This is a genomic window from Streptomyces sp. FIT100 (genome assembly GCF_024584805.1).
In the GTDB taxonomy this organism is placed as follows: Bacteria; Actinomycetota; Actinomycetes; order Streptomycetales; family Streptomycetaceae; genus Streptomyces.
Map to the genome: position 1 here is coordinate 4,763,928 of NZ_CP075715.1, position 26,945 is coordinate 4,790,872.

The following is a 26,945-nucleotide window of genomic DNA, read 5'->3' on the forward strand; positions in this document are numbered from 1 at the left end:
GAGACTGACAACGATGACTCAGAACGCACCTTTTCGAGCCCGCGCCGAGATCGACCTCGCCGCGCTGCGCGCCAACGTCCGCGCACTGCGCGCGCGGGCGCCCCGCGCCGCCGTCATGGCCGTGGTGAAGTCGGACGCGTACGGACACGGGATGGTGCCCTGTGCGAAGGCCGCGCTCGACGCGGGCGCCGCATGGCTCGGCACGGCGACGCCCGAGGAGGCGCTCGCGCTGCGGGCGGCCGGGATCCGCAGCCGGGTGCTGTGCTGGCTGTGGACGCCCGGCGGGCCCTGGCGCGAGGCGATCGAGGCAGACCTGGACGTGTCGGTGAGCGACATGTGGGCGCTGCGCGAGGCCACCGACGCGGCGCGCGACGCCGGTCGGCGGGCCCGTGTCCAGCTCAAGGCCGACACGGGCCTCGGGCGCGGCGGCTGCCAGCCCGCCGACTGGGCCGGCCTGGTCGCGGCCGCCCGCGCCGCCGAGGAGGCGGGCACGATCCGGGTCACCGGCCTGTGGTCGCACTTCGCCTGCGCCGACGAGCCGGGGCACCCCTCCATCGCCGCCCAGTTGGCGGTCTTCAGGGATCTGGTGGCGTACGCCGAGAAGGAGGGCATCGAGCCCGAGGTCCGGCACATCGCCAACTCCCCGGCGACGCTGACCCTTCCGGAGAGCCACTTCGACCTGGTGCGCACGGGCATCGCCGTGTACGGGATCTCGCCCAGCCCCGAGCTGGGCGGCTCCGCCGACTTCGGTCTGCGGCCGGTCATGACGCTCAAGGCGGCGGTGGCGCTCGTGAAGCACGTCCCCGCGGGCCACGGGGTGAGCTACGGCCACCACTATGTGACGGACCGTGAGACGACCCTGGGACTGGTCCCGGTCGGCTACGCGGACGGCATTCCGCGGCACGCCTCGGGCCGCGGCCCGGTGCTGGTCGGCGGGGCGTGGCGGCGGGTGGCCGGGCGGGTCGCCATGGACCAGTTCGTGGTCGACCTCGGCCCGCACGGCGCCGAGGAGGTCGGAGCGGGGGCCGAGGCCGTGCTGTTCGGCCCCGGCGACCGGGGCGAGCCGTCCGCCGAGGACTGGGCCGAGGCGGCGGACACGATCGCGTACGAGATCGTGACCCGGATCGGGACGCGGGTCCCGCGCGTCTATATCGACGACGAGCAGTGACAGGACCGGCGAGAGCAGTGGGAGCGGCAGGGTGAGCGAGAGCAGCGCGGGGGACGTGGCGGCGGCGGTGACCGACGCCGCCACGGGCAACTGGCGCCGGGCGGGCTTCGCCGGCGCCGCCATAGGGGTGATCGCCGCCGGTGCGGCGGCGGGTGTCGCGATAGAGCGGATGACCGTGGGCCGCGGGATGCGCCGCAAGGCCCGGCTCGCGCTGGACGCCTCCGGTCCGTACGGGTCGCTGCGCGGTGTCCCCGGCCGGGCCACGGCCGACGACGGCACGGCGCTGTACTACGAGATCGACGAGGTCGACCCCGAGGCGGGCGGCGCGGCGCCGCGCAGGCGCCGGCTCTTCGGCCGCAAGGCGCCCGCGCCGGTCACCGTCGTCTTCAGCCACGGCTACTGCCTGAGCCAGGACTCCTGGCACTTCCAGCGGGCCGCGCTGCGCGGCCTGATCCGTACGGTCCACTGGGACCAGCGCAGCCACGGCCGCTCGGGCCGCGGGGCGGCCCAGTCGGGTCCCGAGGGGGTGCCGGTCTCCATCGACCAGCTCGGCCGGGACCTCAAGGCGGTGATCGACGCGGCGGCGCCCGACGGCCCGCTGGTGCTGGTCGGCCATTCGATGGGCGGCATGACGCTGATGGCGCTGGCGGCCGCCTACCCGGAGCTGATCCGGGAGCGGGTGGTCGGCGTCGCCTTCGTCGGTACGTCGGCGGGCCGGCTCGGCGAGGTGAACTACGGCCTTCCGGTGGCGGGGGTGAACGTGGTGCGGCGGGTGCTTCCCGGTGTGCTGAAGGCGCTCGGTTCGCAGGCGGAGCTGGTCGAGCGGGGCCGCAGGGCCACCGCCGATCTGTTCGCGGGCCTGATCAAGCGCTACTCGTTCAGCTCGAAGGACGTCGATCCGGCGGTGGCCCGGTTCGCCGAGCGGATGATCGAGGGGACCCCGATCGACGTGGTCGCCGAGTTCTACCCGGCCTTCCAGGAGCACGACAAGGCGGAGGTGCTGGACGTCTTCCAGGAGGTCCCGGTGCTGGTCCTGGCCGGGGACAAGGACCTGGTCACGCCGAGCTCGCACAGTGAGGCGATCGCCGATCTGCTGCCGGACTCCGAGCTGGTGATCGTGCCGGACGCCGGGCACCTGGTGATGCTGGAGCATCCGGTGGTGGTCACCGATCGGCTGGCGGACCTGCTGGCCCGGGTCGGCGCGATGCCGGCAGCGGCTAACGTTGGCACGTATGGAAGCAGTACCGCAGAGCCCGGCGGCTGAGGCCGTCCCGCAGGCCCTCACTTCTGGGGCAGTCCGTACCACCCTCACCTCCCCGGACCGGATGCAGGAGCTGGGCCGCAGGCTCGCGAAACTGCTGCGGCCGGGTGATCTGGTCATGCTCAGCGGTGAGCTCGGCGCGGGCAAGACGACACTGGCGCGCGGGCTGGGGGAGGGCCTGGGCGTGCGCGGCGCCGTGACGTCGCCGACCTTCGTGATCGCCCGCGTCCACCCCTCGCTGACCGGTGGCCCGGCGCTGGTGCACGTGGACGCCTACCGGCTGGGCGGCGGGCTGGACGAGATGGAGGACCTGGACCTCGATGTCTCGCTGCCCGAGTCGATCGTGGTCGTCGAGTGGGGCGACGGCAAGGTCGAGGACCTCTCCGACGACCGGCTGCACGTGGTGATCCACCGCGTCGTGGGCAACACGGACGACGAGCGGCGCACGGTGACCGTGACGGGCGTGGGCGCGCGGTGGGCCGACGCGGGGCTCGGCGGACTCACGGCCTGACCCAGGGCGTCGGCCGCGCCCCGTGGCGCGCCCTCTGACCTGCCGCGTGTGTGCGTTCCGACAAGACGTCGGGAAAGTGTTGCATCGGCCGCCGCGCACGTGGTCACATGGATACCGACACCAGGTTAGGTGTACCTAACCACGCCTGCCCCCGGAGCGCCAGGAGGCATCCATGTCGGCGTCCGAGCACGAAGACCGGCCGCGGCAGCGGCCACGACCGCTGTCACCGACGGCCTTCTCGATGCGGGATCTGCTGGCGTCGTGCGCCGCGGCGAGCGCCGTCTCGACCCCGCCGCGCGAGCGGGAAGCCGAGCGCGAGCGGGCCGAGGCGCCCGCCGCCACCAGGGAGCAGGAGAAACGGCGCGAGGCGGCGTAGTCCGTTCGGGTGAACCGGTGGCGGCGCCGGGGAGCGTATGTCTGCGCGACGACGGCCGCGGTGCGGCGCCTGCGGTGCGGCCTGCGGTGCGGCGCCTGGAGGACGACGCATCGAGGGCGACGCCTGCGGGACGACGGTGCCTGCGGGGCGACGGTGCCTGCGGGGCGACGGTGCCTGCGGGACGAGGGTGCCTGCGGGGCGACGGTGCCTGCGGGGCGACGGTGCCTGCGGGGCGACGGTGCCTACGGAACGACGACGATCTTGGAGCCGATCGTCGCGAACGCCCACATCGCGTCTCCGTCCGCGCGCTTCATCCGCACGCCGCCCGTCCTGAGCTGCGGATCCGGCTCCGGCATCGAGCCGTCCATGGCGGAGCTGAAGCCGATGTTCACGTTGTCGACGCTCGTGAACCGCACGACGTGCTCGATCCGCACCCCGTCCGACCCCGTGATCCGGCCGCTGCGCGACGTCACCGAGTACGTCCCGGGCCGCGGGTTCACGCTGCTCGGCATGACCCCGAAGGTCCGCGTGGCCTGCCCCGCCTCGTCCACCAGCCAGACCCGCCGGTCGGTCAGCGCGTAGACGACCCGCAGCCCCGTGCCGGAGCCCCGGGGGACGGCCAGCGGCTCCTTGCGCGCCTGGTCGGCCGCGGCACCGCCGGACGGGGCGGCGGGGGCGGTGGGCACGGCGGCCGGCTCCTTGAGGGCCGCGGGTACGTGCGCCGATGCCTGGTAGGCGAGGAAGGCGACCACGGCCAGCGCCACCGCAGTGAGCCCGGCCACCGCCCCCGAGCTGCTTCTTGCCACCGCGGTGCCCCTTTCGTGCGTACCCGACAGGGTATGTGCCTGCCTGGACGGTGACGGTAGCAGCAGGGCGGGGCCCGTACGGGACGCCGGTGCGGGACACCGCGCCCCGCCGTCGTGGCCGTAGGCTGTTTGCGTGCTCCTGCTCGCCGTTGATACCGCCACCCCCGCCGTCACCGTCGCCCTCCACGACGGCACGTCCGTCGTCGCCGAGGCCACGTCGACCGACGCGCGCCGCCACGGGGAGCTGCTGCTGCCCGCCGTCGACCGCGTGCTCGCCGAAGCGGGACTGAAACTCGGTGCCGTCACGGACCTCGTGGTCGGCGCCGGCCCGGGTCCGTACACCGGGCTCCGCGTCGGCCTGGTGACCGCCTCGACGTTCGGCTCGGCGCTCGGGATCCCGGTCCACGGCCTGTGCACCCTCGACGGGCTCGCGTACGCCTCCGGGCTCGAAGGGCCCTTCGTGGTGGCGACGGACGCGCGCCGCAAGGAGGTCTACTGGGCGCGGTACGACGGCTTCCGCACACGCGTGAGCGAGCCGGCCGTGGACCGGCCGGCCGAGATCGCCGATCAGGTCGCGGGGCTGCCGGCCGTCGGCGCGGGCGCGCTGCTCTACCCGGAGACCTTCCCCGACGCCCGCGGCCCGGAGCACCAGTCGGCCGCCGCCCTCGCCTCGCTCGCCGCCGAGAAGCTGGCCGCCGGCGAGGAACTGCTGCCGCCCCGACCGCTCTACCTGCGCCGCCCGGACGCCCAGGTGCCGAAGAACTACAAGGTGGTCACGCCGACATGACCGCCGGTACGACCACCGCGGTGCTGCGCGAGATGCGCTGGTGGGACCTCGGCCCCGTGCTGGACCTCGAACACGAGCTGTTCCCGGAGGACGCCTGGTCCCCGGGCATGTTCTGGTCCGAGCTGGCGCACGCGCGCGGCCCGAAGGCGACCCGCCGCTACGTGGTGGCCGAGACTTCGGACCAAGGCGGCTCCGCCGCGGGCGCCGAGGGCCGGATCGTCGGCTACGCGGGCCTCGCGGCCGCGGGCGGCCTCGGCGACGTGCAGACCATCGCCGTCGCCCGCGACCAGTGGGGCACCGGGCTCGGCGCCCGGCTGCTGACCGACCTGCTCCAGCACGCCACCGCATTCGAGTGCGACGAGGTGCTCCTCGAAGTACGGGTGGACAACACCCGCGCGCAGAAGCTGTACGAGCGCTTCGGCTTCGAGCCCATCGGCTTCCGCCGCGGCTACTACCAGCCGGGCAACGTCGACGCCCTCGTCATGCGCCTGCACGTACACGACGTACAAGGAACCGATAACCATGGCTGACGAACCTCTCGTCCTCGGCATCGAGACGTCCTGCGACGAGACGGGCGTCGGCATCGTCCGCGGCACCACGCTGCTCGCCGATGCCATCGCCTCCAGCGTCGACGAGCACGCGCGCTTCGGCGGGGTCGTGCCGGAGGTGGCGTCCCGGGCCCACCTGGAGGCGATGGTCCCGACGATCGAGCGCGCCCTGAAGGACGCCGGGGTGAGCGCCCGCGACCTCGACGGCATCGCGGTGACCGCGGGCCCCGGCCTCGCCGGCGCGCTGCTGGTGGGCGTCTCGGCGGCGAAGGCGTACGCGTACGCGCTGGACAAGCCGCTGTACGGGGTGAACCACCTCGCCTCGCACATCTGCGTGGACCAGCTGGAGCACGGTCCGCTGCCCGAGCCGACGATGGCGCTGCTGGTCTCCGGCGGACACTCGTCGCTGCTGCTCGCGCCGGACATCACGAGCGACGTACGGCCCATGGGCGCGACCATCGACGACGCGGCGGGCGAGGCTTTCGACAAGATCGCGCGCGTCCTGAACCTCGGCTTCCCCGGCGGCCCGGTCATCGACCGGCTGGCGAAGGAGGGCGACCCGTCGGCGATCGCGTTCCCGCGCGGGCTGAGCGGCCCGCGCGACCCGGCGTACGACTTCTCCTTCTCCGGGCTCAAGACGGCCGTGGCGCGCTGGATCGAGGCGAAGCGGGCGGCCGGCGAGGAGGTGCCCGTACGGGACGTGGCGGCCTCCTTCCAGGAGGCCGTGGTCGACGTGCTGACCCGCAAGGCCGTGCGGGCCTGCAAGGACGAGGGCGTCGACCACCTGATGATCGGCGGCGGTGTCGCGGCGAACTCGCGGCTGCGCACGCTGGCGGAGGAGCGCTGCGAGCGGGCCGGGATCCGGCTGCGGGTGCCGCGGCCGAAGCTGTGCACGGACAACGGCGCGATGGTCGCGGCGCTCGGCGCCGAGATGGTGGCGCGGAACCGGCCGGCGTCCGACTGGGAGCTGTCGGCCGACTCGTCGCTGCCGGTGACGGACCCGCACGTGCCGGGCGCGCACCACCACGGCCACGACCATGTGCACGACCACGACCATGTGCACGAGGTCAGCAAGGACAACCTCTACTCATGACCGTCGTCACGCTGATGTGGGAGGCGCGGGCGGCCGAGGGGCGCGGCGCGGAGCTGCTGGAGTGGGCGCGGACGCGGGAGCTGCCCCGCAGGCCCTTGCGGAGGGAGACCTTCCGGGCGCCGGGCGAGCGGGTGCTGGTGCTGACCTGGTGGGAGGCCCCGGGGCCCGACACCGAGCAGCCGGAGCGCCCGGAGCACCCGGAGCAGCCGGAGCACTCGGAGCAGCCGGGACAGGCAGCTCCGCAGCCCGAGCTGCCCGAGCTGCCGGAACCGGCCGCGGAGCTGATCATGCGGCCCGTGCACCGCTGGCGTTTCGAGTCGCTCGACTTCACCGCAGGACAGCCCGACGGGCCGTCCTGAGAAAAATTCCGGCGGCCGTGTCGATCGGTGTCCCTCCCGTTCGACGTAGAGGGTGAGAGGCGGGGAACAGCCCCGCCGACCGACCCGAGGAGCCACCATGCCCCGCTATCTGTCGATGATCCGTCTCGACGAGTCCGCGCTGCCCGCCGAGGGCCCCAGCCCGGAGCTCATGGAGCGGATGGGGAAGCTGCTGGAGGAGATGACCAAGGCCGGCGTCATGCTGGACAACGCCGGCCTCCACCCCACCTCCGAGGGCAAGCGCGTCACCTGGTCCGGAGGGAAGTTCTCCGTCACCGACGGCCCGTTCACCGAGGCGAAGGAGATCGTCGGCGGCTACGCGATCGTCCAGGCCAAGGACATGGCCGAGGCGGTCGAGTGGACCAAGCGCTTCCTGGAGATCCACGAGGAGCACTGGAACATCACCTGCGAGGTCCGCGAGATCGCCGCGGGCTGACCCCCACCCCGCGTCCGACGCCTGTTTGCCGCCGCGTCCCACGGGTGCTCTGATGGGTGTCCGTGAGCGACGCACACAACGCCGCCGACTCCGCCGACTCCGCCGCCGGGACGGTCGCGACCGTCTTCCGGATCGAGTCCGCACGGATCATCGCCGCCGTGGCCCGCATCGTCCGGGACATCGGCATCGCCGAGGAACTGGCGCAGGACGCTCTGGTCGCCGCGCTGGAGCAGTGGCCGGAGTCGGGCGTCCCGGACAACCCGGGCGCCTGGCTCATGGCCACCGCCAAGCACCGCGCGATCGACCTCGTGCGCCGTCGCGACACGTACGCGCGCAAGCTCGCCGAGATGGGGCGCGACCTGGAGACGGCGGCAGCGGCGTACGAACCCGACCCCGCGGACCTTGCCTCCGGCCCCGACGACATCGACGACGACCTGCTGCGGCTCGTCTTCACCGCCTGCCACCCCGTGCTCTCCGCCGAGGCGCGCATCGCGCTGACGCTGCGGATGCTCGGCGGCCTCACGACCGAGGAGATCGCCCGCGCGTTCCTCGTCCCGGAGCCGACCGTCGCGCAGCGCATCGTGCGCGCCAAACGGACGCTGGCCAAGGCGAGCGTGCCCTTCGAAGTCCCCTACGGTGCCGGGCGCGCCGAGCGGCTGTCGTCGGTGCTCGACGTCATCTACCTCATCTTCAACGAGGGTTACGCCGCCACCGTCGGCGACGACTGGCTGCGCCCCGGCCTGTGCGAGGACGCGCTGCGCCTCGCCCGCGTGCTCGCGGCCCTCATGCCGAAGGAACCCGAAGTCCACGGCCTCGCCGCCCTGCTGGAGCTCCAGGCGTCCCGTACGGCCGCCCGCACCGGACCCGACGGCGCGCCCGTCCTCCTCGCCGACCAGAACCGCCGCCGCTGGAACCAGCTCCTCGTCCGCCGCGGCTTCGCGGCCCTCGCCCGCGCCCACGCCACGGCCGGCGACGCGCCCGGCCCGTACGCCCTCCAGGCCGCGATCGCCGCGTGCCACGCGCAGGCGGTGACGTACGAGGACACCGACTGGACGACCATCGCGGCCCTCTACGCCCGCCTCGCCGCCGTCGCCCCGTCCCCGGTCGTCGAGGTGAACCGCGCGGTCGCCGTCTCCATGACCGAGGGACCGGCCGCGGCCCTCGCGATCGTCGACGGTGTCGCCGCCGAACCCGCCCTGAAGGACTACCACTTGCTCCCCAGCGTGCGCGGCGATCTGCTCGCGCGGCTGGGCCGCACGGCCGAGGCCCGCGCGGAGTTCGAGCGAGCGGCGTCGCTGGCGCGCAACGCACGGGAACGCGAGTTGCTGCTGGCGAAGGCCGCCGATCTGGGGCGATAGCCTCGCACTCATGCCCCGCCGCACCCCCTTGCCGCCGCCGCCCCCGCCCGTCGAGATACGCACCTGGCCCGACCGCGACGCGATGCTCGCCGACCGGGCGGCGGTCCTGCACGACCTCACACGGCGCACGCTCGGCACACCGAAACTGCTGCTGTTCCTGCTCGCGGTGGCGCTGCTCCAGCTGGGGTGGGGATGCGTGGGCGCCGGGCTGGTCTCGATGGGCCCCGGCGTCGATCCGGTCAGCCTCGTCCTCCTCGCGGTCGGCGGCGCGATCGGCATCGCCATCCTGGTGCCGACCGCGCTCGCCGTCGCCTTCGGCGTACGCCGCGACCGCCGGATGCGCGAACTGCTCTGCCAGTGGGCGGCATTGGCCCGCACCCCGGCCCGCGACGCCGGTCTCCGCAGGCCGGTCCTCAGCATGGCCTGGCTGCTGGTCTCCTTCGCGCTCGGCGCCCTCGGCCTCTGGACCTCCTTCGCGACCTCGGCCACGGCCCGCCCGGGCAGCACCACTTACGGCGAGGTCGCGTACCTCATCGGTGCGGGCACGATCCTGTGGGTGATGGGCCTCATCGGCGTCGTGAAGGCCGTGTCGCACTACCGCTGGGCGATCCGCCTCACCGTGACGAGCGCCCCGCCCGCGAACACGGCGGCCGACGCGCATCGCTGACCCACCGTCATCACTCGGCCCGGGGCTGTGATCCGAGCCGAGCCGGGCCGCCGATCAGCATCGACGGCGCACCCGCGACCCGCGTCAGGAAGACCGTCGCCGCGTTCGGGCCGGTCGGCTTCACCTTGCGGCGGAGTTCTTCCGGTTCGACCGCCGAGCCGCGCTTCTTGACCGTGAGGGTGCCGACTTCGCGTACGCGCAGCAGGGCCTTGAGCTTCTTCAGGTTGAAGGGCAGCTCGTCGGTGATCTCGTAGGCCGTGGCGTACGGCGTCGGGCGCAGCTCGTCCGAGGTGATGTACGCGATCGTCTCGTCGAGGAGGCCGCCGTCGAGCTCCTCGGCCGCCTCGGCGACGAGATGGGCGCGGATGACGGCGCCGTCGGGCTCGTAGAGGAAGCGGCCGGGTTTGCGGACGGCGGGGTTCGGGAGGCCGCGGGCGGTGAGGCCGGTGCCGGAGGGCAGGAGGGTGGCGCGGCGGGCGCCGGGGGCGGTGCCGAACCAGAGGACGGCCTCCTTGACGTCGCCGTGGTCCGAGATCCACTCGGCCTCGGCGTCCTCGGGGACGGCCTCGTGCGGGATGCCGGGGGCGACCTTGAGCGCCGCGTACCGGGCGGTGCGGGCCGCGCCGATCGCCCAGGACAGCGGCGGGGAGTACGCCTCGGGGTCGAAGATCCTGCCCCGGCCGCCCCGGCGGGCCGGGTCGGCGAAGACCGCGTCGTACGGGGACGTGTCGACCTCGGTGACGTCCGCGCAGCGGACCTCGATCAGCCCGGCCAGGCCGAGGGCCTCGGCGTTGGCGCGTGCGGTCTCGGCGGTGAGCGGGTCGCGGTCCACGGCCAGGACGGAGATCCCGGCGCGGGCGAGCGCGATCGCGTCGCCGCCGATGCCTGAGCACAGGTCCGCCACCGTACGGACGCCGAGGGCGGCGAGCCGTCCGGCGCGGTGGGCGGCGACCGACGCGCGCGTGGCCTGTTCGACGCCGTTCGGCGTGAAGTACATCCGGTAGGCGTCGTCCGGGCCGAACTTCGCCGCCGCCCGCTGCCGCAGCCGTGCCTGCCCCAGCGCCGCCGAGACCAGCTCGGCCGGGTGGTCGCGGCGCAGCCGGGTCGCGAGGGCCAGCTCCTCGGCCGGGTCGTGGTCGCGCAGCGAGGCGAGCAGGGCCTGCCCTTCGGCGCCGAGCAGCGGGCCGAGGAGCGGGCCGGGGCCGGGGGAGCCGGGGCGGGGGGAGGAGGCGTCGTTCACCCCGCCATTGTCGGCCAGTCGGGGGACGGTGCCGCGCGGGGCGGCGGTGCCTGCCCGTCGCGAGGGTGTGGCGCTGACAGGATGCGGCGCCATGCAGCTTGTACGACAAAAGGAAAAAATGAGAAATGGTTGGCGGGTGCGCGGTGCGGTGCTCTCCGTGCTCCTCGTCGCCGCGGCCGGATCGGGCTGTGCCACCGAACCGGCCGCGACCCCGGGCAGCGACGGCGCCCGTCCCCCCAGACCCGCCCCGGGCCAGCCGCGGGCCGGCGGCCAGGGCGCCGGCCCCGCCGGTGCGCTCGCCGCCTACGCCGAACGGACGAGAAAGGCCCACGCCGCCCGCGTCGCGGCGGCCAGGCGGTGGAAGCTCAGGAAGACCCCGCTCGCCGCGCCCGCCCCGCCCGCCGAGAAGCCCGACGTCACCACCCGGAAGGGCTTCGAGGTCACCGGCGGCAAGGGCCTGCCGCCGGTCTTCACCGCCGTCCCGACCAAGGAGAAGGTCGTCTTCCTGACGATCGACGACGGGGTCGACAAGGATCCGAAGCTGCTGCGGATGATGACCGAGCTCTCCATCCCGTACAGCGCCTTCCTCACCGACTACGTCGTGCGCGACGACTACGACTTCTTCGAGGAGATGCAGGACCGCGGCGTCACCCTGCACAACCACACCCTCAGCCACCGCTACATGCCCGCGCTTTCGTACAAGGAGCAGAAGGCGGAGATCTGCGGGCAGCAGCGGAAGATGGAGAAACGATTCGGGAGCCGGCCCCGGCTCTTCCGCCCGCCGTACGGCAACTACGACCGGAACACGCTGCGGGCGGCCAAGTCGTGCGGTGTGAAGGGTGTGCCGCTGTGGGCCGCGGAGGCGTTCCCCGACCACATGGAGTGGCGGGAGTGGGACCGGAAGCTGCATCCCGGCGACATCATCCTCACGCACTTCCGCGGCAAGGCGGAGTGGAAGGCGAGCATGGCCGACCTGATCCGCAACGTCATGAACGTCGTCACGGCACAGGGTTACGCGGTGGCGCGGCTGGAGGACTACGTCTGACCCTGGGGGTCCGGCCGGCGCCCCTCAGTCGCCGGCGCAGCCGTGACAGCTCCCGCCGGCGCTGTGGCAGACGCACCGGTGCCCGGTGGGCCGGGGCGCCGGCCCCGGGTGGTTGCGGGCCTCCTGGGCGACGGAGGCGAGGAGCCCGAGACACAGCACCGCGGCCACCAGGACCTGGGCCGCCGCCGTGATCCGGTGGCGGCTGCGGACGAAGGCGTACGCGCTCAGGCCGACGAGCAGGGCGACGCCGCCGACGTACCACTCCGATTCCACAGGAGGTGACCCGGCGGTCCCCGTCGGATCCCGCCGACCGACGGCGAACGCCCACAGCGCGGCGGCCGCGAGGGCGATCGCGTCCACGAACACGACGAACAGCGCGAGCGCGGCGTCGCCCCAGAGCGAGGCGGGGCCGCGCTCGGGCACGCGCCGCGGGGGGAGGGGCGGGGGCACGCCCGCATGGTCGTACGGAACGCGGGGCCGCGCGTGGTCGTTGCCGTATCGAGGCCGAACCGTCGTCTCCGTCGTCTCCGTCGGAGCCGGTCCCGAGCCCGGTCCGGAGACCCGCCCGGAGCCCCGCCGGACCCCGGCTCGCCGCGCCGAGCGGGTCGCTCATTGGCACTCCGCTTGACCGAGTGCTAATCGCGGTCATAGTCTCGGCTCTGGCACTCCCCACCGGAGAGTGCCAACACAGCGACGGGCAGGTCCGGCACCCGCGACGACGGATCCACCTGGTCGCCACCTCAGACAGATGAACCCCGTGAGATCTCCGAAGGGGGAGGTCGGATCGTGACGACCACCAGCTCCAAGGTTGCCATCAAGCCGCTCGAGGACCGCATTGTGGTCCAGCCGCTCGACGCCGAGCAGACCACGGCCTCTGGCCTGGTCATTCCGGACACGGCCAAGGAGAAGCCCCAGGAGGGCGTCGTCCTGGCCGTTGGCCCGGGCCGTTTCGAGAACGGCGAGCGGCTGCCGCTCGACGTCAAGACCGGCGATGTCGTGCTCTACAGCAAGTACGGCGGCACCGAGGTGAAGTACAACGGCGAGGAGTACCTCGTCCTCTCGGCCCGCGACGTGCTCGCGATCGTCGAGAAGTAGTTCACCGGCAGATTTGCATTGAGCCGCGCCCCTGGCCCCCGCGTCGTAAGAAGCCGGGCGGTCCGGGGCGCGGTTCGTTTTGAGAGGACTTGAGAAGCTCCATGGCGAAGATCCTGAAGTTCGACGAGGACGCCCGTCGCGCCCTTGAGCGCGGCGTCAACAAGCTCGCCGACACGGTCAAGGTGACGATCGGCCCCAAGGGCCGCAACGTCGTGATCGACAAGAAGTTCGGCGCCCCCACCATCACCAACGACGGTGTCACGATCGCCCGCGAGGTCGAGATCGATGACCCGTACGAGAACCTCGGCGCCCAGCTGGTGAAGGAGGTGGCGACCAAGACCAACGACATCGCGGGTGACGGCACCACCACCGCCACCGTGCTCGCCCAGGCCCTGGTCCGCGAGGGTCTGCGCAACGTCGCCGCCGGTGCCTCCCCGGCCTCCCTGAAGAAGGGCATCGACGCCGCGGTGAAGGCCGTCTCCGACGAGCTGATCGCCACCGCGCGTCCGATCGAGGAGAAGTCCGACATCGCCGCCGTCGCCGCGCTGTCCGCCCAGGACCAGCAGGTCGGCGAGCTCATCGCCGAGGCGATGGACAAGGTCGGCAAGGACGGTGTCATCACCGTCGAGGAGTCCAACACCTTCGGCCTGGAGCTGGACTTCACCGAGGGCATGGCCTTCGACAAGGGCTACCTGTCGCCGTACATGGTGACCGACCAGGAGCGTATGGAGGCCGTCCTCGACGACCCGTACATCCTGATCAACCAGGGCAAGATCTCCTCCATCCAGGACCTGCTGCCGCTGCTGGAGAAGGTCATCCAGGCCGGTGGCTCCAAGCCGCTGCTGATCATCGCCGAGGACGTCGAGGGCGAGGCGCTCTCCACCCTCGTCGTCAACAAGATCCGCGGCACCTTCAACGCGGTCGCGGTCAAGGCCCCCGGCTTCGGTGACCGCCGCAAGGCGATGCTCCAGGACATGGCCACCCTCACCGGTGCCACCGTCATCGCCGAGGAGGTCGGCCTCAAGCTCGACCAGGCCGGTCTGGACGTGCTGGGCTCCGCCCGCCGCGTCACCGTCACCAAGGACGACACGACGATCGTCGACGGCGGCGGCCAGAGCGGGGACGTGGCCGGCCGCATCGCGCAGATCAAGGCCGAGATCGAGACCACGGACTCCGACTGGGACCGCGAGAAGCTCCAGGAGCGCCTCGCGAAGCTGGCCGGCGGCGTGTGCGTGATCAAGGTCGGCGCCGCCACCGAGGTGGAGCTGAAGGAGAAGAAGCACCGTCTGGAGGACGCCATCTCCGCGACCCGCGCCGCGGTCGAGGAGGGCATCGTCTCCGGTGGTGGCTCCGCGCTGGTCCACGCCGTCAAGGTGCTGGACGGCAACCTCGGCAAGGACGGCGACGAGGCCACCGGTGTCGCGGTCGTCCGCCGCGCCGCCGTCGAGCCGCTGCGCTGGATCGCCGAGAACGCCGGCCTCGAGGGCTACGTCATCACCGCGAAGGTGGCGGAGCTGGAGAAGGGCAACGGCTTCAACGCCGCGACCGGCGAGTACGGCGACCTGGTGAAGGCCGGCGTCATCGACCCGGTCAAGGTCACGCGCTCCGCGCTGGAGAACGCCGCGTCGATCGCCTCCCTGCTGCTCACCACCGAGACCCTCGTGGTGGAGAAGAAGGAAGAGGAGCCGGCGGAGGCGGGCCACGGCCACGGCCACGGTCACGCCCACTGACGACCCGCCGAGGGTCCGAGCGTCGGGGCCCCCGTTCCCGGAGAGGGAACGGGGGCCTTTCGCGTACGCCTCCCGTGCGCCCGCGCCCCTGCGCCTCCCGCGCCCGTACGCCTGCAACGCGCGCCTGCGTTCGCCTACGCGCGCCTACGCCTGCTCCGTACGCCTGCTCCGTACGCCTACATCTCCAGCACGCCCAGCCGTCCCATCAGGCCGAGCCGGTCGTACTGCCACCAGCCCTCGCAGATCAGGCCCTCGCGGCACCGGTGCACGGTCGTCCCCGTCATGGCCACCTGCCTGCCGGTCGGCGTGACGCCCAGGAACTCGCCCTTGTGCAGGCCGTTCCAGGTCCAGCGCGTGCAGACCCGCTCGCCGTCGGCGATCTGGTCCTCGACCGTGAAGGTGAAGTCGAACCCGGCCCGCCACGCGGCGACTTCCCGCAGGAACGCCTCGACGCCGACGACGTCCCGGGGGTTGGCCGGATCGTGGTCGCGGTAGTCCGCGGTGAGCAGTTCGCCGAAGACTCCGGCGTCACCCCCGGGCATCGCCTCCGTGAAGAACCTGCGGCAGGCGGCCTCGTTGAGCTGCTCGTCCCGCAGCACCTCCAGGTCGGTGAAGGTCGGCATCGTGTCGCAGAGCGCCACCACCTCCTGGAAGATCCGGTCGGTCTCGGGCAGGTTCGAGTTCTTCATCGCCTCTTCGTACGACGGGAACTCGACGATCTCGATGACATGGGTCGAGTCCGAGCGATCCGTGCCGACCATGCTGTGCGTGGCGGTGCGCCTGCCCTTGGTCTGCTCGATCCAGCTGTCCATGAGCCGATTGAGCTCGTCCACGCGATCCGTCTTGCAGTCGATCACTTGTACGAATGTCATGGCGTCTCCCGGAAGTCGCTGGGACAGGCCCATTTTAGTGTTCCGAAAGTGAACGGGTGATCGATCGAAAGCCCGCTTTCGCCAAGAGTCGGCCGTGGGAGCCGAGCGCGTCAGCGCCTCCCGGCCGCCCCGCACGACTCCCGTACGTTCAGCCGCGGCAGCAGCGTCAGATGGCGCCGCGGCTCGTCCTCGCCCCGCCGCTCCGTGAGCCGCTCCATCAGCAACTCCGTGGCGTGCCGCCCCACATGGCGCTTCGGCGGCGCGACCGCCGTCAGCGGTGTGTCGGCGAGCGCCGCGACCTCGTCGTCGTACGCGATCAGCGCCAGGTCCTCCGGCACCCGCACCCCCAGCTCGCCCAGGCGCTGCATCAGCTGGATCGCGTCGACGTCGTTGTGCGCGAGCGCCGCCGTCGCCGTGCCCGCCGCGACCGCCGCCCGCACCGCCTGCGCCGCCGCCTCGAACCCCTCGGGGTCCTCCTCGGCCGGCACCGATGCGATCACCGGCCCCGGCGCGGCAAGGCCGAGCACGCGCAGCGCCTCCGCGTACCCGGAGCGCACCGCGAGCGCGGTCGGGCTGTCCGCGCGCGCCACCAGCAGCGGCGTCCGGTGCCCGAGGTCCATCAGGTGGCGCACGGCGAGCAGCACCCCGTGCCCGTGGTCCGACGAGACCCGGTCCAGTGCGTCGAGCGCGCTGCCCGGGGCCGGGCGGCGCTCCAGCAGCACGGTGGGTACGGGCAGCCGTGTGATCCAGGCGCTGTGCTCGGCCGGGTCGTCGGCGCTGCGCCACCCCGGCGCGATCAGCAGCCCCTCGACGCCCGCTGCGAGCAGCCCTTCGGTGCGCGCACGGTCCTCCGCGGGACGGTAGTCGGAGATCCGCAGCACGATCCGTGCGCCGTCCCGCTCGGCGGCCTCGCTCGCCCCGCGGATCACCTCGGCGAAGTAGTACGTCGCCGAGGGCGCGAGCATGCCGATCACCAGTCCGCCGCCGCCGGCCCGCTGCTGCGGGAGGCCGTGCCCCTCCGGCCACGACACGGATCCGTGCACGCGGTCCAGGAGTCCGCGCCCCGCCAGCGCCTCGACGTCACGGCGCACGGTGACGGAGGAGACCCCGAGCTGGCCCGCCAGTTCGGAGACGCGGGCGGTGCCGCGGCGGCGCACCAGGTTCAGCAGTCTGTCGTGACGTTCGGCGGCACTCTCGCGCACGCGGCGGTCCCCCTCGCGGTGTGTGGTGGCCTTCGGCCAGACCCTAATGCACGGTGATCGAATGACAAGTGATTCGATCAATCGCTCGAAGGTCATTGACCTTTTAACGATTCATGCCATGATCGGTCCCATGCCCGAGCACGCGCCCGAGCCTGCGCCCGCGCCGCCCGAGGACCGTGAGCTCAGCCCGTACACGGGCTGGACCCGCGACCACTGGGAAGCCACGGCGGACCGGCTCCTGCTGGCCGTCCGCCCGTACACCTCGCGCCACCACGGACTGATCAACCTCCCCGGCCCGCGCCCCAGTTCGTCCGGAGTCCGCTCGGACGGACTCGAAGGCTACGCCCGTACGCTCCTCCTCGCCGCCTTCCGGGTCGCCGGGGCCGGCGGCGCCGATCCGTACGGCCATCTCGACCGGTACGCCGAAGGGCTCGCCTCCGGAACGGCCCCCGGCCGCCACCGCGCCGCCGACGCCTGGCCCCAGATGGCCGACACGCCCCAGGCGATCGTCGAATCCGCGTCCGTCGCGATCTCGCTGCGCCTGACCCGCCCCTGGCTCTGGGACGCCCTCGACGACGCCACCCGGCAGCGCACCGCCGACTGGCTGATGTCCGCCCTCGGCCCGTCCCCGGTCGACAACAACTGGTGGTTCTTCGGCCTCACCGTCGCCGGCTTCCTCCAGGACGCCGGCATCGAGACCGACCGCGCCCGGCGCACCATCGAGCGCTCACTCGCCCGCGTCGAGGACTGGTACCTGGGCGACGGCTGGTACAGCGACGGGGCCGGGCGGGCCTTCGACCACTACAACGCCTGGGCCCTGCACTTCTACCCCGTCCTGCACGCCCATCTCGCCGGCGACAAGGCCATGCTCGACCGGTACGGCCCCCGCCTGCGCACCCATCTCGACGCCTACGGGCGCCTGTTCGGCGCCGACGGTTCGCCCATGCCGTTCGGGCGCTCCCTGACCTATCGCTTCGCCGCCGCGGCCGCCCCCTGGCTCGGCGCCCTCACCGGCCACACCCCGCTCACCCCCGGCGCCACCCGCCGCCTCGCCTCCGGCGCCCTGCGCCACTTCCTCGACCGGGGCGCCACCGACGAGCGAGGACTGCTCACGCTCGGCTGGCACGGCCCGTACGAACCCGTCCTCCAGTCCTACTCGGGACCGGGCTCCCCCTACTGGGCCTCCAAGGGCTTCGCCGGGCTCCTCCTGCCGCCCGGCCACCCCGCCTGGACCGCCCGCGAGGAGCCGCTGCCCGCCGAGACCGCGGACGCCGTCACCCCGCTCGCCGGGCCGGGGCTGCTCGTCCAGTCCACCGCCGCCGACGGGCTCGTACGCCTCCACAACCACGGCTCCAGCCAGCGCGCCATGGACGACGACCCCTGCTACGCCCGCTTCGCCTACTCCACCCGCACCGGCCCCGCCGCCGACGACAACCACTTCGCCCTGGTCGTCGCCGGCCGGCCCACCCGGCGCGGGGCCCCCGAGCCCGAAGGGTCAGGACCCGACTGGGCCGCCTCGTCCCACACCCCGCACCCCGGCATCCGCGTCCACTCCCTGACGCTCGCCCATGGCCGCGCCGAGGTCCGCGCCCATCTCGTCACCGGAGCCCCCGAAGGCACCCCGGCGCGCCAGACCGGCTGGGCCACCACCCCCGACGGGCCGACCGCCCAGCTCCAGCCGGTGCACGGCTACACCGTGCGCAGCACCTCCGACACCGGCCCCACCCTCCAGGGCCCGCTCAGCCGCACCGCCGCACTCCACGGCACGACCGGCGACGGACCCGCGACGCTCTTCGTCGCCCTCGCCTCGCTCACCGACGAGCCCGACCCCGCGCCCGTCACCGCGCTGGCCGACGTCGAGGTCACCGACCGCACGCTCACGGTGACCTGGCAGGACGGGACTACCGCGGTCCGTACTTGCGGCCCGCCCTGGAGCTGACCCCGCCCAGCAGACCGCGCGGCGCCAGCTTCACGACGCCCATCAGCGCCTTGTAGCGCGGGTCCGGGATCGACAGCGACTTCCCGCGAGCCAGATCGGCGAGCGCCGCCGACACCAGCTTGTCGGCGTCCAGCCACATCCAGCCCGGGATGCTGTCCGTGCCCATCCCCGCCCGCTGGTGGAACTCGGTCCGTACGAAGCCGGGGCACAGCGCCATCAGCCGCACCCCCGTGCCCGCCAGATCGCGCGCCGCGCCCTGCGTGAACTGCACGCCCCACGCCTTGGACGCCCCGTACGTCCCGCGCGGCAGGAACGCCGCCACCGACGCGACGTTCACCACCCCGCCCCGGCCCCGCTCCCGCATCGACCCCGCGGCCGCCGACGTCAGCCGCAGCACGGCCTCGCAGTGCACCTTCAGCATCCGCAGCTCATCGGCCATGGACACCTCCAGATACCGCCCCTTGTTGCCGAATCCGGCGTTGTTCACGAGCAGGTCGACCGGGCGGCGGCGGTCGGCGAGCCGCGCCTCCACCGAGGCGATCCCGGCCTCCTCGGCCAGGTCCGCGCTCAGCACCTCCGCCTCGATGCCGTGCCGGTCGTGGAGCTCGGTCGCCTGCTCCTGGAGCCGCTTGGTGTCCCGCGCCACCAGGACCAGATCGTGCCCGTCGGCCGCGAGGCGCCGCGCGAAGGCGGCGCCGATGCCGGCGGTCGCGCCGGTAATCAGTGCTGTCGTCATACGCGGCACGTTAGTGCCCCGCGTGCGTGTACGACGCGTCAGGCCGGTGCCGCAACGGCCGCTACGGCGCCCCGTACTTGGCTACGTACTCCCGCGCGTCCCTCAGCTGCTCCGGATGGAGTGCCTCGCCCGCCGCGAGCACCTGCGGCAGCAGCTCCCGCTCGGTGGTGCCGGCCCGGAAGGACAGCGAGACGGTGACGTCGTGGTCGGGGCGGTGCACGATCTCGACCGGATCGCCCGCGCTGATCCAGCCGGGCTCGATCACCCTCAGATAGGCGCCGGGGGCGGCCTGCGCCGTGAAGCGCCGCACCCAGCCCCGCTCGCCGAGCCAACTGGCGAACGTACGGCAGGGGATGCGCCCGCAGACGACCTCGAGCACCAGGTCGGGGCCGATGCGCCAGCGCTCGCCGACCTTCGCGCCGTTCACGTCGAGCCCGGTGGTCGTGAGGTTCTCGCCGAAGCAGCCGTTGGCGAGCGGGCGCCCCAGCTCGCGCTCCCAGAAATCCAGGTCCTCGCGCGCGAAGGCGTACACCGCCTGGTCGTTGCCGCCGTGATGGCGCAGCTCGCACACCACGTCCCCGTCGAGGCCGCTGCCCCCCGTCCCCTTGGGTCCGGGAGCCGAGACCCGGACCGGCCCGTCCGCGGGGCGCTTGTCGATCCCGGTGGCGCCGATGTCGGCGTAGTCGACGGCCTTGCGGTGCCCCAGATTCACGCTCAACAGCTTCATGGCCCCACGCTAGATGCTCCCCGTCAAAGTGTCGACGCAGTATTTCCCGCCTTCCCCAAGTACGCCTTATGCTTGAGCGGTGATCGAGGCCCGTCATCTCCGTGTCCTGCGCGCCGTCGCCGCCACCGGCTCCTTCTCGGCCGCGGCGCGCGAACTGGGCTGCACCCAGCCCGCCGTCAGCCAGCAGATGAAGGCGCTCGAATCGTCCGCGGGCACACCGCTGCTGGTCCGTACGGGCCGCGAGATGCGCCTCACCCAGGCGGGTGAGGCCCTGGTGCGCCACGCCGCCGGAATCCTCGCCGGGCTGACCGCCGCCGAGGAGGAGGTCGCGGCGATCGCCGGACTGCGGGCCGGCCGGGTCCGCCTCGTCTCGTTCCCGAGCGGCAGCTCGACCCTGGTGCCGACGGCGCTCGCCGCCCTGCGCGCGGCACACCCCGGCACCCGGGTCTCGCTCGTCGAGGCGGAGCCGCCCCGCTCGGAGGAGATGCTGCGCGACGGCGACTGCGATGTGGCGCTGGCCTTCCGTTACGGGTCCGCCGGCGCGGAGTGGGCGGACCTGGTCGTACGGCCGCTGCTCAGCGACCGGCTGGTCGGTCTGGTCCCCGAGGGGCACCGGCTCGCGGACGCCGGGTCGGTCTCGATCGGCGAGCTGGCCGACGAACCCTGGATCGCGGGCTGCCCGCGCTGCCGCGGCCAACTCGTCGCGGTCTGCGAGGAGTCCGGCTTCACTCCCAGGATCGACTTCGCCACGGACGACTACCCGTCCGTGGTCGGACTCGTCGGCGCGGGACTCGGCGTGGCGGTGCTGCCGGGTCTTGCGCTGGAGTCGGTGCTGCCCAAGGGCGCGCGGACGGTCGCGCTGGAGCCGTCCGTCCACCGCGAGATCGTCGCTCTGACCCTCCCCGATCTGGCTCATGTGCCCACGGTCGCGGCCACCCTGGACCAGCTGGCCCTGGCCGCCGCACGCTGAACTCCCCTACGCCCGGCCGCCGATGGGTCGGCCGATCGGTGCAGGAACGTTTCTTCGAAGGTGTGTCAAGTGTCCGCGTCAACCGTGTCCGGTGACGCCGCCGGCGCTCGACGCCGGGATCAGACGGTTCCGTGCCCGCCCCATGAGCTCCTCACGCTCGTCCTCCGTCAGTCCGCCCCATACCCCGTAGGGCTCCCGCACTGCCAGCGCGTGGGCCGCGCACTCCGCGCGCACCGGGCACCTCATGCAGACCTCTTTCGCCGAGTTCTCGCGCGCACTCCTTGCCGCGCCGCGTTCCCCCTCGGGATGGAAGAAGAGAGAGCTGTCTACCCCACGGCACGCCGCGAGCAGCTGCCAGTCCCACAGATCGGCGTTCGGTCCGGGAAGGCGGGAGAAATCTGCCATAGCGCATGTCCCCTTGTAGCCGTGCTGAGTGGATGCCTGAGCTCCGACCGTACATCTACGGTGTTAGTAGATGTAAATATGACTCATTGCGAATCTAGCCACAGACACTGACAAAAGGGAAGAAAAGCCGCTAAATGGGGGCACAGGGCCCGGACAAGGCCCTGGTGGGCCGTGTTGCGCGTCTCCGTGCGCGAGTCCTCACGTAGAGTGCCGAAGGTGCCCGTCGTACCCGTAACTCTTTCGAGTGACCGTCGTTGAGAGTGCGGAGCGGTTGAGAGAACAAGCACTCGGGCAGAAGTTCCGGGAGCGTCAACCGCACAGGTGACGATACGTAACCAGCCTGGAGGCTCAAGGTGACGCGCATCAGCTGCGGAGGGCGGCCATGACATCCGTCCTCGTCTGCGACGACTCCCCGCTCGCCCGAGAGGCGCTCCGCCGCGCGGTGGCAACCGTGCCCGGCGTAGAGCGCGTGACGACCGCGGCCAACGGCGAGGAAGTCCTCCGCCGCTGGGGCGCCGACCGCTCGGACCTGATTCTGATGGACGTACGCATGCCCGGACTGGGCGGCGTCGAGACGGTCCGCCGGCTGCTCTCCGCCGACCCCGGCGCCCGGATCATCATGCTCACCGTCGCCGAGGACCTCGACGGCGTCGCGCTCGCCGTGGCCGCCGGCGCCCGTGGCTATCTGCACAAGGACGCCTCGCGTGCCGAGCTGCGGGCCACGGTCACCCAGGCGCTCGCCGACCCGACCTGGCGGCTCGCCCCGCGCCGGCTGCGCTCGGCGGAGATGGGCGCCGCGCCCACGCTCACCGCGCGCGAGATCCAGGTGCTGGAGGGCATGAGCCACGGCAGGTCCAACGCCGAGATCGGGCGCGAGCTGTTCCTCTCCGAGGACACGGTGAAGACGCACGCCAGGCGGCTGTTCAAGAAGCTGGGCGCCTCGGACCGGGCGCACGCGGTCGCGCTCGGATTCCGCTGGGGCCTGGTCCGCTGAGCGGTGCCCGGCCCGCCCGGGGCGACCCGGCCGCCACTCGGCGGACCGGGTGCGCGCCCACCCCGCCTGCCTGCCGGCGGGCGGGGCGACCGCGGTCCGTACACATCCGTACGCGTCCGCGCGCACACGTTTCCCGCGGAATGCCGCATCCTTGAGATGTGGAGTTCCTCGGGGACGAGTATGTCGAGCGCAAGGGGAGGGCGCAGGAGATGACTTCCGGCGCACCTGCTCATAACGCTTCGGTGCACAACCACGGACCTGGTGCCGCGGACCAGCGGCAGCCAAGGCACCATGGACCGATGCGCAACGACGAGGCGGCGAATGCCCACGGGGCCATCGGTGCTCTCGTCCTTCGTGCCGTCGACGGCGACGAGCAGGCCACGCACGACCTGCTGGCCCATGTGCACCCGCTCGCCCTGCGGTACTGCCGCACCCGGCTGAACCGGCTGCCAGGTGATGCCCGCCACTTCGTGGAGGACCTCGCGCAGGAAGTCTGCGTCGCGGTCCTCATGGCGCTCCCGCGCTACAAGGACACCGGACGCCCGTTCGAGGCGTTCGTCTTCGCCATCGCCTCGCACAAGGTCGCCGACCTCCAGCGGGCCGCGATGCGGCACCCCGGCTCCACGGCCGTGCCCTCCGACGAGATGCCCGAGCGCCCCGACGACTCGCTCGGCCCCGAGGAGCGGGCGCTCCTCAGCGACGACGCCGAGTGGGCCAAGCGGCTCCTCGCCAATCTTCCCGAGAACCAGCGCGAGCTGCTGGTGCTGCGGGTCGCCGTCGGGCTGACCGCCGAGGAGACCGGACAGATGCTGGGGATGTCGCCGGGTGCGGTGCGGGTGGCACAGCACCGGGCGCTGAGCAGGCTGCGGGCGCTGGCGGAGCAGTAGCCGACCGTCCGCGACCAACCGTCCGCGACCGACCGTCCGGGTCCACCCGTCCGGATACTCGTTCGCGACCACCGTCCGCGTCCGTACACGTACGTTTGCGGCGTCCGTGTGAACGTACAAAGCTTCCGGGTGATCTTGATCGTGGAATGAGACACCCCGGGTTCCCGTTAGCATGGACATCCGCACCGATCAAGGCCATTTGGGGAAGGTGTCATGACTGCCAACGTCGACGGAGTGCCCGAGAAATTCGCGACACTCGGGCTGACCTACGACGACGTGCTGCTGCTGCCCGGCGCGTCCGACATGGCGCCCGACCAGATCGACACCTCCTCGTTCATCTCCAGGAACGTCCGGGTGAACATCCCGCTGCTGTCCGCCGCCATGGACAAGGTGACCGAGTCCCGGATGGCCATCGCGATGGCCCGCCAGGGCGGCGTCGGCGTGCTGCACCGCAATCTCTCCATCGCCGACCAGGCCAACCAGGTCGACCTGGTGAAGCGCTCCGAGTCCGGCATGGTCACCGACCCGATCACGGTGCACCCCGACGCGACGCTCGCCCAGGCCGACGCGATCTGCGCCAAGTTCCGCATCAGCGGCGTCCCCGTCACGGACCCCGCGGGCAAGCTGCTCGGCATCGTCACCAACCGCGACATGGCCTTCGAGTCGGACCGCAGCCGCCAGGTGCGCGAGGTCATGACCCCGATGCCGCTGGTCACGGGCAAGGTCGGCATCTCCGGCGTGGACGCCATGGAGCTGCTGCGCCGCCACAAGATCGAGAAGCTTCCGCTCGTCGACGACCAGGGCGTCCTCAAGGGCCTGATCACCGTCAAGGACTTCGTCAAGGCGGAGAAGTACCCGAACGCGGCGAAGGACAAGGAAGGCCGGCTGCTCGTCGGTGCCGCCGTCGGTGTCGCGGGTGACGCGTTCGAGCGCGCCCAGGCCCTGATCGAGGCCGGTGTCGACTTCATCGTCGTGGACACGGCACACGGCCACTCCAAGCTGGTCGGCGACATGATCGCCAAGATCAAGTCGAACGCCTCCGTGGATGTCATCGGCGGCAACGTCGCCACCCGCGACGGCGCCCAGGCGCTCGTCGACGCGGGCGTGGACGGCATCAAGGTCGGCGTCGGCCCCGGCTCGATCTGTACGACCCGCGTGGTCGCCGGCATCGGCGTCCCCCAGGTCACGGCGATCTACGAGGCGTCGCTGGCCGCCAAGGCGGCGGGCATCCCGGTCATCGGCGACGGCGGTCTGCAGTACTCCGGAGACATCGCCAAGGCGCTCGTCGCCGGTGCCGACACGGTGATGCTGGGCTCGCTCCTCGCGGGCTGCGAGGAGTCCCCGGGCGAGCTGCTGTTCATCAACGGCAAGCAGTTCAAGTCGTACCGCGGCATGGGCTCGCTGGGTGCCATGCAGTCCCGTGGCGAGCAGCGCTCCTTCTCCAAGGACCGGTACTTCCAGGAGGGCGTCGCCTCCGACGAGAAGCTCGTGCCCGAGGGCATCGAGGGCCAGGTGGCCTACCGCGGTCCGCTCTCCGCGGTCGTCCACCAGCTGGTCGGCGGTCTGCGCCAGTCCATGTTCTATGTCGGCGGCCGGACGGTGCCGGAGCTGCAGGACCGCGGCAGGTTCGTACGGATCACGTCGGCGGGGCTCAAGGAGAGCCACCCGCACGACATCCAGATGACCGTCGAGGCGCCGAACTACAGCAGGAAGTAGCGCGAGCGTTTCGTGAGGGGCGGTTCCGGGGATTCCCGGGACCGCCCCTCACGTGTGTGTCGGGGATACTGGTAGGCGCAGACGTAGAGGGAAAGGCCACACATCGTGACTGAGATCGAGATCGGGCGCGGCAAGCGCGGCCGCAGGGCGTACGCGTTCGACGACATCGCCGTCGTACCGAGCCGGCGCACCCGGGACCCGAAGGAGGTCTCGATCGCGTGGCAGATCGACGCCTACCGCTTCGAGCTGCCCTTCCTGGCCGCTCCCATGGACTCCGTCGTCTCCCCGCAGACCGCGATCCGCATCGGTGAGCTGGGCGGCCTCGGCGTGCTGAACCTCGAGGGCCTGTGGACCCGCTACGAGGACCCGCAGCCGCTGCTCGACGAGATCGCGGAGCTGCCCGCGGAGTCCGCGACCCGCCGCCTCCAGGAGATCTACGCCGCGCCGATCAAGGAGGAGCTGATCGCGCAGCGCCTGAAGGAGGTCCGCGACGCGGGCGTCGTCACGGCCGCCGCGCTCTCGCCGCAGCGCACCGCCCAGTTCTCCAAGACCGTCGTCGACGCGGGCGTGGACCTCTTCGTCATCCGCGGCACGACCGTCTCGGCCGAGCACGTCTCGGGCGCCGCTGAGCCGCTGAACCTGAAGCAGTTCATCTACGAGCTCGACGTCCCGGTCATCGTCGGCGGCTGCGCCACGTACACCGCCGCCCTGCACCTGATGCGCACCGGCGCGGCCGGTGTCCTCGTCGGCTTCGGCGGCGGCGCCGCGCACACCACGCGCAACGTGCTGGGCATCCAGGTCCCGATGGCCACGGCGGTCGCCGATGTCGCCGCCGCCCGCCGCGACTACATGGACGAGTCCGGCGGCCGGTACGTCCACGTCATCGCCGACGGCGGTGTCGGCTGGTCCGGCGACCTGCCGAAGGCGATCGCCTGCGGCGCGGACGCCGTGATGATCGGCTCCCCGCTGGCCCGGGCCACCGACGCGCCCGGCCGCGGGCACCACTGGGGCATGGAGGCCGTCCACGAGGACGTGCCGCGCGGCAAGCTGGTCGACCTCGGCATCGTCGGCACGACGGAGGAGATCCTCACCGGCCCGTCACACACCCCGGACGGCTCGATGAACTTCTTCGGCGCCCTGCGGCGCGCCATGGCGACCACGGGCTACAGCGAGCTCAAGGAGTTCCAGCGCGTCGAGGTGACGGTCGCGGACTCGCAGCACAAGCGCTGACGCCCGGTTCGCGTCGTACGCAGTTCGCGTCGTACGCGACGAGCGGCACGAGCGGGTACGACCGGGGCCCGGCACCGTCATGGTGCCGGGCCCCGGTCGTGCATCGGAGGTCACTCCGCGGCGGTGGCCTTCTTGGCGCCGGCGAACGCGGCGACGGCGGCCAGGGCGAAGAAGACGAAGGTCATGAAGTCCTTGCCCTCGTTCCACGCCTGGGTCAGCAGCGAGAAGTTGTCGAAGAACATCTCGGTCGCGGAGACCTTGAGCTCCTTGGCGGCGAAAATCGCGATGGCGAGGAGCTGCCCGGCGTAGACGGCTCCCAGGGAGAGCGCAGCGCTCACGACGGGCAGGAGCGGGTTGCGGCCGCCCAGCTTGGCGGCGGCGAAGCCGACCAGGAAGCCGACACCGATGGCGGCCCAGCCGATCTCGCGCTCGATCGCCCCGGCGACACCGCCGTAGACGCCGCCGCCGACGAGCGCGGCGACCAGGGCCGCGACGAGGCCGAGAGGCAGGTTGTTGCGGGCCGGAGCGGGCGCGGGAGCCGGCGCGGACTCCGTGTCGGACGCGTCGGGTGTGCCGGGTGTGCCGGGTGCGTCGGAGGTGGCGCCGTCGGCGAACGGGTTGCCGGACGGCGGTACGGACTGAGACATGCGGAATCCCCCCACGGGACAAGGAAGCGCACGGATGTGCGACAAGTGGCGCTGGAGGCTAGCACCCCGGCCCGACAGCGCACGCCCGGGCTGCCTGAACTGCCTGAACTGCCTGAACGCCC

The 26,945-nt window shown here is 72.5% G+C and carries 29 protein-coding genes; 20 read left to right on the plus strand and 9 right to left on the minus strand.

Annotated elements, in window-relative coordinates:
• Positions 1–13: 13 nt before the first annotated feature.
• The 4 genes from alr to KK483_RS21660 all read left to right on the plus strand — a co-directional run bounded on the left by alr (position 14) and on the right by KK483_RS21660 (position 3,316).
• Positions 14–1,168 carry an alanine racemase gene (alr, locus tag KK483_RS21645; protein WP_262006847.1) on the plus strand — a complete coding sequence of 385 codons (1,155 nt, stop codon included), beginning with the start codon at positions 14–16 and terminating at the stop codon, positions 1,166–1,168.
• 31 nt (positions 1,169–1,199) lie between these two features.
• Positions 1,200–2,432, plus strand: a complete 1,233-nt coding sequence (locus tag KK483_RS21650; protein ID WP_262006848.1) for an alpha/beta fold hydrolase — start codon at positions 1,200–1,202, stop codon at positions 2,430–2,432.
• Entirely contained in the window at positions 2,401–2,940 is a 540-nt protein-coding gene (gene tsaE / locus KK483_RS21655; RefSeq protein WP_262006849.1) for a tRNA (adenosine(37)-N6)-threonylcarbamoyltransferase complex ATPase subunit type 1 TsaE, read from the plus strand. Before KK483_RS21650 ends, tsaE begins: the two co-directional genes overlap by 32 nt.
• 172 nt (positions 2,941–3,112) lie before the next feature.
• Positions 3,113–3,316: a hypothetical protein gene (locus tag KK483_RS21660; RefSeq protein ID WP_262006850.1), complete on the plus strand. Its 204-nt coding sequence runs from the start codon at positions 3,113–3,115 to the stop codon at positions 3,314–3,316.
• A gap of 242 nt (positions 3,317–3,558) precedes the next feature.
• Here the strand turns inward: KK483_RS21660 and KK483_RS21665 are convergent, their stop codons facing one another.
• Positions 3,559–4,122 carry a hypothetical protein gene (locus tag KK483_RS21665; RefSeq protein WP_262006851.1) on the minus strand — a complete coding sequence of 188 codons (564 nt, stop codon included), beginning with the start codon at positions 4,120–4,122 and terminating at the stop codon, positions 3,559–3,561.
• 133 nt (positions 4,123–4,255) lie between these two features.
• On the opposite strand from KK483_RS21665, the gene tsaB reads away from it, so the two are divergent.
• From tsaB to KK483_RS21700, 7 genes are all read left to right on the plus strand, one after another.
• Positions 4,256–4,909: a tRNA (adenosine(37)-N6)-threonylcarbamoyltransferase complex dimerization subunit type 1 TsaB gene (tsaB, locus tag KK483_RS21670; protein ID WP_262006852.1), complete on the plus strand. Its 654-nt coding sequence runs from the start codon at positions 4,256–4,258 to the stop codon at positions 4,907–4,909.
• Positions 4,906–5,439, plus strand: coding sequence for a ribosomal protein S18-alanine N-acetyltransferase (gene rimI, locus KK483_RS21675; RefSeq protein WP_262006853.1), 534 nt, complete (start codon positions 4,906–4,908; stop codon positions 5,437–5,439). Before tsaB ends, rimI begins: the two co-directional genes overlap by 4 nt.
• Entirely contained in the window at positions 5,432–6,550 is a 1,119-nt protein-coding gene (gene tsaD, locus KK483_RS21680; protein WP_262006854.1) for a tRNA (adenosine(37)-N6)-threonylcarbamoyltransferase complex transferase subunit TsaD, read from the plus strand. The genes rimI and tsaD overlap by 8 nt, the downstream gene beginning before the upstream one ends.
• Positions 6,547–6,909, plus strand: a complete 363-nt coding sequence (locus KK483_RS21685) for a hypothetical protein (protein WP_262006855.1) — start codon at positions 6,547–6,549, stop codon at positions 6,907–6,909. The genes tsaD and KK483_RS21685 overlap by 4 nt, the downstream gene beginning before the upstream one ends.
• A gap of 97 nt (positions 6,910–7,006) precedes the next feature.
• Positions 7,007–7,363, plus strand: a complete 357-nt coding sequence (locus KK483_RS21690; protein ID WP_262006856.1) for a YciI family protein — start codon at positions 7,007–7,009, stop codon at positions 7,361–7,363.
• 62 nt (positions 7,364–7,425) lie between these two features.
• The gene (locus KK483_RS21695) at positions 7,426–8,721 is read left to right on the plus strand and encodes an RNA polymerase sigma factor (protein ID WP_262006857.1); all 1,296 of its coding nucleotides are present in this window, start codon (positions 7,426–7,428) and stop codon (positions 8,719–8,721) included.
• Between the two features lie 10 nt (positions 8,722–8,731).
• Complete coding sequence (locus KK483_RS21700) at positions 8,732–9,388, plus strand: hypothetical protein (protein WP_262006858.1); 657 nt, start codon at positions 8,732–8,734, stop codon at positions 9,386–9,388.
• A 10-nt stretch (positions 9,389–9,398) separates the two neighbouring features.
• Here KK483_RS21700 and KK483_RS21705 read toward each other — a convergent pair whose 3' ends face one another.
• Entirely contained in the window at positions 9,399–10,721 is a 1,323-nt protein-coding gene (locus KK483_RS21705; protein ID WP_262006859.1) for a class I SAM-dependent methyltransferase, read from the minus strand.
• On the opposite strand from KK483_RS21705, the gene KK483_RS21710 reads away from it, so the two are divergent.
• Positions 10,720–11,673 carry a polysaccharide deacetylase family protein gene (locus KK483_RS21710; RefSeq protein WP_262006860.1) on the plus strand — a complete coding sequence of 318 codons (954 nt, stop codon included), beginning with the start codon at positions 10,720–10,722 and terminating at the stop codon, positions 11,671–11,673. The two genes, KK483_RS21705 and KK483_RS21710, sit on opposite strands and share 2 nt — an antisense overlap.
• 24 nt (positions 11,674–11,697) lie before the next feature.
• Here the strand turns inward: KK483_RS21710 and KK483_RS21715 are convergent, their stop codons facing one another.
• Positions 11,698–12,123, minus strand: a complete 426-nt coding sequence (locus tag KK483_RS21715; protein ID WP_262006861.1) for a DUF6234 family protein — start codon at positions 12,121–12,123, stop codon at positions 11,698–11,700.
• Between the two features lie 336 nt (positions 12,124–12,459).
• On the opposite strand from KK483_RS21715, the gene groES reads away from it, so the two are divergent.
• Together groES and groL are read left to right on the plus strand one after the other, a co-directional pair.
• On the plus strand, positions 12,460–12,768 hold the full coding sequence (gene groES, locus KK483_RS21720; RefSeq protein ID WP_015035628.1) for a co-chaperone GroES: 309 nt from the start codon (positions 12,460–12,462) through the stop codon (positions 12,766–12,768).
• Between the two features lie 101 nt (positions 12,769–12,869).
• The gene (groL, locus tag KK483_RS21725; RefSeq protein ID WP_262006862.1) at positions 12,870–14,498 is read left to right on the plus strand and encodes a chaperonin GroEL; all 1,629 of its coding nucleotides are present in this window, start codon (positions 12,870–12,872) and stop codon (positions 14,496–14,498) included.
• A gap of 176 nt (positions 14,499–14,674) precedes the next feature.
• Here groL and KK483_RS21730 read toward each other — a convergent pair whose 3' ends face one another.
• Together KK483_RS21730 and KK483_RS21735 are read right to left on the minus strand one after the other, a co-directional pair.
• Positions 14,675–15,370, minus strand: a complete 696-nt coding sequence (locus KK483_RS21730; protein WP_262006863.1) for an ester cyclase — start codon at positions 15,368–15,370, stop codon at positions 14,675–14,677.
• Positions 15,371–15,480: 110 nt separating this feature from the next.
• Positions 15,481–16,572, minus strand: coding sequence for a substrate-binding domain-containing protein (locus KK483_RS21735; protein ID WP_262006864.1), 1,092 nt, complete (start codon positions 16,570–16,572; stop codon positions 15,481–15,483).
• A 130-nt stretch (positions 16,573–16,702) separates the two neighbouring features.
• On the opposite strand from KK483_RS21735, the gene KK483_RS21740 reads away from it, so the two are divergent.
• Entirely contained in the window at positions 16,703–18,511 is a 1,809-nt protein-coding gene (locus KK483_RS21740) for a DUF2264 domain-containing protein (protein WP_262009629.1), read from the plus strand.
• On the opposite strand, the gene KK483_RS21745 is transcribed toward KK483_RS21740, so the two are convergent.
• Positions 18,474–19,247 (minus strand): SDR family oxidoreductase, encoded by a 774-nt coding sequence (locus KK483_RS21745; protein ID WP_262006865.1) that lies wholly within the window; start codon positions 19,245–19,247, stop codon positions 18,474–18,476. The two genes, KK483_RS21740 and KK483_RS21745, sit on opposite strands and share 38 nt — an antisense overlap.
• 61 nt (positions 19,248–19,308) lie before the next feature.
• Entirely contained in the window at positions 19,309–19,974 is a 666-nt protein-coding gene (locus tag KK483_RS21750) for an MOSC domain-containing protein (RefSeq protein ID WP_262006866.1), read from the minus strand.
• Between the two features lie 79 nt (positions 19,975–20,053).
• On the opposite strand from KK483_RS21750, the gene KK483_RS21755 reads away from it, so the two are divergent.
• Positions 20,054–20,944, plus strand: coding sequence for a LysR family transcriptional regulator (locus tag KK483_RS21755; protein WP_262006868.1), 891 nt, complete (start codon positions 20,054–20,056; stop codon positions 20,942–20,944).
• A 78-nt stretch (positions 20,945–21,022) separates the two neighbouring features.
• Here the strand turns inward: KK483_RS21755 and KK483_RS21760 are convergent, their stop codons facing one another.
• Positions 21,023–21,349 carry a WhiB family transcriptional regulator gene (locus KK483_RS21760; RefSeq protein ID WP_262006870.1) on the minus strand — a complete coding sequence of 109 codons (327 nt, stop codon included), beginning with the start codon at positions 21,347–21,349 and terminating at the stop codon, positions 21,023–21,025.
• 382 nt (positions 21,350–21,731) lie between these two features.
• Between KK483_RS21760 and KK483_RS21765 the strand changes: the two genes are divergently transcribed.
• The 4 genes from KK483_RS21765 (at position 21,732) to KK483_RS21780 (ending at position 26,176) form a co-directional block, all read left to right on the plus strand.
• The gene (locus KK483_RS21765) at positions 21,732–22,343 is read left to right on the plus strand and encodes a response regulator transcription factor (protein WP_003948568.1); all 612 of its coding nucleotides are present in this window, start codon (positions 21,732–21,734) and stop codon (positions 22,341–22,343) included.
• Between the two features lie 299 nt (positions 22,344–22,642).
• Complete coding sequence (locus tag KK483_RS21770; protein WP_262006871.1) at positions 22,643–23,230, plus strand: sigma-70 family RNA polymerase sigma factor; 588 nt, start codon at positions 22,643–22,645, stop codon at positions 23,228–23,230.
• A 213-nt stretch (positions 23,231–23,443) separates the two neighbouring features.
• Positions 23,444–24,946, plus strand: a complete 1,503-nt coding sequence (guaB, locus tag KK483_RS21775; RefSeq protein WP_262006873.1) for an IMP dehydrogenase — start codon at positions 23,444–23,446, stop codon at positions 24,944–24,946.
• Between the two features lie 105 nt (positions 24,947–25,051).
• Positions 25,052–26,176 carry a GuaB3 family IMP dehydrogenase-related protein gene (locus KK483_RS21780; RefSeq protein ID WP_262006874.1) on the plus strand — a complete coding sequence of 375 codons (1,125 nt, stop codon included), beginning with the start codon at positions 25,052–25,054 and terminating at the stop codon, positions 26,174–26,176.
• A gap of 110 nt (positions 26,177–26,286) precedes the next feature.
• Here KK483_RS21780 and KK483_RS21785 read toward each other — a convergent pair whose 3' ends face one another.
• Positions 26,287–26,823, minus strand: a complete 537-nt coding sequence (locus KK483_RS21785) for a hypothetical protein (protein ID WP_262006875.1) — start codon at positions 26,821–26,823, stop codon at positions 26,287–26,289.
• Between the last annotated feature and the right edge of the window lie 122 nt (positions 26,824–26,945).

What these genes read in the sequence shown, in the direction of transcription:
- alr (WP_262006847.1), top strand. Translation starts at nt 14, where the DNA reads ATGACTCAGAACGCACCTTTTCGAGCCCGCGCCGAGATCGACCTCGCC.
- tsaE (WP_262006849.1), top strand. Translation starts at nt 2,401, where the DNA reads ATGGAAGCAGTACCGCAGAGCCCGGCGGCTGAGGCCGTCCCGCAGGCC.
- KK483_RS21660 (WP_262006850.1), top strand. Translation starts at nt 3,113, where the DNA reads ATGTCGGCGTCCGAGCACGAAGACCGGCCGCGGCAGCGGCCACGACCG.
- rimI (WP_262006853.1), top strand. Translation starts at nt 4,906, where the DNA reads ATGACCGCCGGTACGACCACCGCGGTGCTGCGCGAGATGCGCTGGTGG.
- tsaD (WP_262006854.1), top strand. Translation starts at nt 5,432, where the DNA reads ATGGCTGACGAACCTCTCGTCCTCGGCATCGAGACGTCCTGCGACGAG.
- KK483_RS21685 (WP_262006855.1), top strand. Translation starts at nt 6,547, where the DNA reads ATGACCGTCGTCACGCTGATGTGGGAGGCGCGGGCGGCCGAGGGGCGC.
- KK483_RS21690 (WP_262006856.1), top strand. Translation starts at nt 7,007, where the DNA reads ATGCCCCGCTATCTGTCGATGATCCGTCTCGACGAGTCCGCGCTGCCC.
- KK483_RS21700 (WP_262006858.1), top strand. Translation starts at nt 8,732, where the DNA reads ATGCCCCGCCGCACCCCCTTGCCGCCGCCGCCCCCGCCCGTCGAGATA.
- KK483_RS21710 (WP_262006860.1), top strand. Translation starts at nt 10,720, where the DNA reads ATGCAGCTTGTACGACAAAAGGAAAAAATGAGAAATGGTTGGCGGGTG.
- KK483_RS21705 (WP_262006859.1), bottom strand. Translation starts at nt 10,721, where the DNA reads ATGGCGCCGCATCCTGTCAGCGCCACACCCTCGCGACGGGCAGGCACC.
- groL (WP_262006862.1), top strand. Translation starts at nt 12,870, where the DNA reads ATGGCGAAGATCCTGAAGTTCGACGAGGACGCCCGTCGCGCCCTTGAG.
- KK483_RS21730 (WP_262006863.1), bottom strand. Translation starts at nt 15,370, where the DNA reads ATGACATTCGTACAAGTGATCGACTGCAAGACGGATCGCGTGGACGAG.
- KK483_RS21740 (WP_262009629.1), top strand. Translation starts at nt 16,703, where the DNA reads ATGCCCGAGCACGCGCCCGAGCCTGCGCCCGCGCCGCCCGAGGACCGT.
- KK483_RS21745 (WP_262006865.1), bottom strand. Translation starts at nt 19,247, where the DNA reads ATGACGACAGCACTGATTACCGGCGCGACCGCCGGCATCGGCGCCGCC.
- KK483_RS21750 (WP_262006866.1), bottom strand. Translation starts at nt 19,974, where the DNA reads ATGAAGCTGTTGAGCGTGAATCTGGGGCACCGCAAGGCCGTCGACTAC.
- KK483_RS21760 (WP_262006870.1), bottom strand. Translation starts at nt 21,349, where the DNA reads ATGGCAGATTTCTCCCGCCTTCCCGGACCGAACGCCGATCTGTGGGAC.
- KK483_RS21765 (WP_003948568.1), top strand. Translation starts at nt 21,732, where the DNA reads ATGACATCCGTCCTCGTCTGCGACGACTCCCCGCTCGCCCGAGAGGCG.
- KK483_RS21770 (WP_262006871.1), top strand. Translation starts at nt 22,643, where the DNA reads ATGCGCAACGACGAGGCGGCGAATGCCCACGGGGCCATCGGTGCTCTC.
- guaB (WP_262006873.1), top strand. Translation starts at nt 23,444, where the DNA reads ATGACTGCCAACGTCGACGGAGTGCCCGAGAAATTCGCGACACTCGGG.
- KK483_RS21785 (WP_262006875.1), bottom strand. Translation starts at nt 26,823, where the DNA reads ATGTCTCAGTCCGTACCGCCGTCCGGCAACCCGTTCGCCGACGGCGCC.